This is a genomic window from Corynebacterium gottingense, assembly GCF_003693265.1.
Lineage (GTDB): Bacteria > Actinomycetota > Actinomycetes > Mycobacteriales > Mycobacteriaceae > Corynebacterium > Corynebacterium gottingense.
In genome coordinates this window covers 1-2,787 of record NZ_RDRE01000077.1, presented here as the reverse complement: position 1 = coordinate 2,787, position 2,787 = coordinate 1, and the positions used below count along the sequence as shown (strand labels likewise).

The following is a 2,787-nucleotide window of genomic DNA, read 5'->3' as shown; positions in this document are numbered from 1 at the left end:
GTGATCTTGCGTCCGATCTGTGGGGCTACGAACGCCACGAATGCTATCGGACCAGAGGCTGCGACGGCCATCGATGCCAGCACTACAGCCATGAGCATGAGGATGAGTTGCATATGCCGTGGCTCTACCCCGAGGCCAGCAGCCGTATCCTCACCTAACGAGAGTGCCTGAAGATTGAAGGCTGCCCACCGCAAGAACGGAACGACGACTGCCAGCGCAATAAGTACGGCGAGTGCATCGCGCCAGTTCGAAGACCCCACCGAACCGGTGATCCACGCCTGCGCTTTGCCCACATCGCGATAGTCGGCGCGAACGAGCAGGAACGAGGTATATGCCATCACCAGCGCATTGATGATGATCCCGGCGAAGACAAGCTGGAAAGACCCGAGACCCCCGCCACGGCTCAGCCACCAGATTGCCGCAGACACTGCCAATCCACCGAGGAATGCACTGAGCGGGACCCCCAGAAGATGCAGCAGCATTCCGGAGCTTCCACCAGCAAGTAACGCAGTCAACGCGAAAGCGGAGGCACCCGAGGTGACGCCCAGAATGTCTGGGCTCGCCAATGGATTCCTCGTGATGGTCTGGAAGATCGCCCCCGCAAAACCCAGCGCAGCTCCTACTCCCAAAGCTGTCACTACCCGCGGCAGACGCCACTCAATAATCACCGTACGAGCCAATTCCGTGGTTTGGCCCATGAGCGCAGAAACAATATCCCGGACCGTAAGCTCGAAGTCTCCGACCATGACACCCCCAAGGGCCGCGGCGAGAGCCAACACCGCTAGGACCCCATTCGTCACGAAAACCCGCATCACAGTTTCGCCCCTTTACGCAAGAGGTACAGGGCGAACGGGGCGCCAACAAAGGCGAGCGTGATACCCACCTGCAATTCGCCGGGCCGTGCGATGACGCGGCCAATGACGTCGGCAAGCAAGAGTAGCGAGGCCCCAGCCAGCGCGGAGCAGGGCAGCACCCAGCGGTAATCGGGCCCGGTGAAGGCGCGCACAAGGTGCGGAACAACCAGGCCAACGAACCCGATTGGGCCCGCCCCAGCCACCGCGGCGCCAGTAAGCAATGCAACCAGGACGATGCCCACGGCACGCGCGATGGGGACGCTCACCCCAAGTCCACTTGCCACGTCGTCTCCCAAGTTCAAGAGGTTCACCCGATTGGCCGTGGCAAAGGCCCCCACAAGCCCGAGGAGAATCACCGGGGCGAGCACCGCAACCACCTGCATGTCGCGCCCAGCGATAGCACCCGCTGTCCAAAACCGCATCTCGTTGAGGCTTTGCGTATTCGTCAGCACAATGCCACTGGTAAGCGCACTACAGACCGCGCCCAGCGCAGAACCACCGAGCACGACCATGATTGGGGTAGATCCCAGGCTCCTCATGCTAAGCGCGAACACGAGCGCCACCGCGAGTATTGCGCCGAGGAAGCCCACCCCAACAGTGCCCAGCACCGTCATGGAGCCGTGAAAGGAAACAGCTGCCGCCACTGCGAGCGCCGCACCGGGCCCTACGCCCAGCAGGTTTGTGTCTGCGAGCGGGTTTCGGGTGTGGCCCTGCAGCAGCGCCCCCGCTGTACCTAGCGCTGCCCCTACCAACAGGCCGAGCAGGGTGCGCGGAACTCGAAGTTGTGCAATGATCTTCGCCTCGTCGCTGGCCGCCTCGAGTTGTTCGGCGCCTCCCGAGAACGCCAGCGTGATTCCGTCGCGAACCGCGCTCACCGTTGCCGCGAACCCCATTTCGCGCGCCCCGAACAGAAGCGACACTAATGCTGCGCACACGGTGAAAGCCGCAAGGAAAGCGACAAGCCCTACACGTTTATCCACGTTGTAACCCCGTTATCGCCAGTACCCCATAAACGACACGTGGTGGCGAGGCACACCTGCCTCTTTCACCAGGAGCCGCCGCATCGCCGTCACAGCCGTGTTCTTCCCTGCGATCCAGTAGTAGGTATGCCCTGCAGTACCCGAAGCGGGGGCGATAGATTCACCGCCGCTGGAGTACGTGGGTGTCTCCCAGACCATGTCGAGGAGGGCCTCATCAACTGGCTCTAGTTTTCCAGCTCCCGAAGATACTGAGGCACAGCGGGATGCGACATCGTCTTGCAGTTGTGCACGAAGTAAATCCCCGTGGTCGACGTCGTGGTGTTCGCGGCAGTGCCAGCGGACGTCGACCTGCGCAGGGGCATCGATGGGCAAGTGGTTGCCGGCCGGTACCTCAATGTCAGCAGACCCGGCGAGACCCCCGGGCCAATCCTCCAAGATGCGGGCTATTGCTGGAAGCGCGGTTTCGTCACCATAGAGGCATGCCATTGCTGCAGACCCCGGATTGAATTCGATGCCAACACCGGAATCATCGTCGCGGGTCGGCCCAATTATCAGGAGCTGCTGGCCAGGTTGCGCGTCCTCCGCCCATGCCGAGGCGGGGCCGGGGTTGTCACTGTGCAGAACAAAATCCACATCTATTTCATCAGGGCCGTCGGCGCATCGTCGGAGCTCTCGAATCGAGTAGGTACGGAGGTGCCCGCGCGTGCGCTCCGGCATCGCACGCCACGCGTCCCACCATCCTTCCTCTGGGAGGCTGAGCATTCCGCTGGCAGACGGGATCAGCAGCTTGATGCGCAAATCCCTGATGGGTACGGCAGGCCCCATTGCATCGACCCCGGTGAACGTCACTCGTTGGAAATTCGGCGCGACACGTTCACTACGGAGGACGGTTGCAAGGAAAGGCCTAAAACTCACCCTGCAGACTATATAGGATTGCCTTACCTAAAGGAAGA

General features: G+C 61.7%; 3 protein-coding genes. All 3 read right to left on the bottom strand.

Features of this window, described 5'->3' with window-relative positions:
* Positions 1-746: FecCD family ABC transporter permease (locus tag EAW56_RS11595; RefSeq protein ID WP_167457438.1), on the bottom strand; the 746-nt coding region annotated here is incomplete at its 3' end.
* A 65-nt stretch (positions 747-811) separates the two neighbouring features.
* Positions 812-1,789, bottom strand: coding sequence for a FecCD family ABC transporter permease (locus tag EAW56_RS11590; protein WP_279629704.1), 978 nt, complete (start codon positions 1,787-1,789; stop codon positions 812-814).
* Positions 1,790-1,846: 57 nt separating this feature from the next.
* Entirely contained in the window at positions 1,847-2,749 is a 903-nt protein-coding gene (locus EAW56_RS11585) for a siderophore-interacting protein (protein WP_095278983.1), read from the bottom strand.
* Positions 2,750-2,787 lie beyond the last annotated feature (38 nt).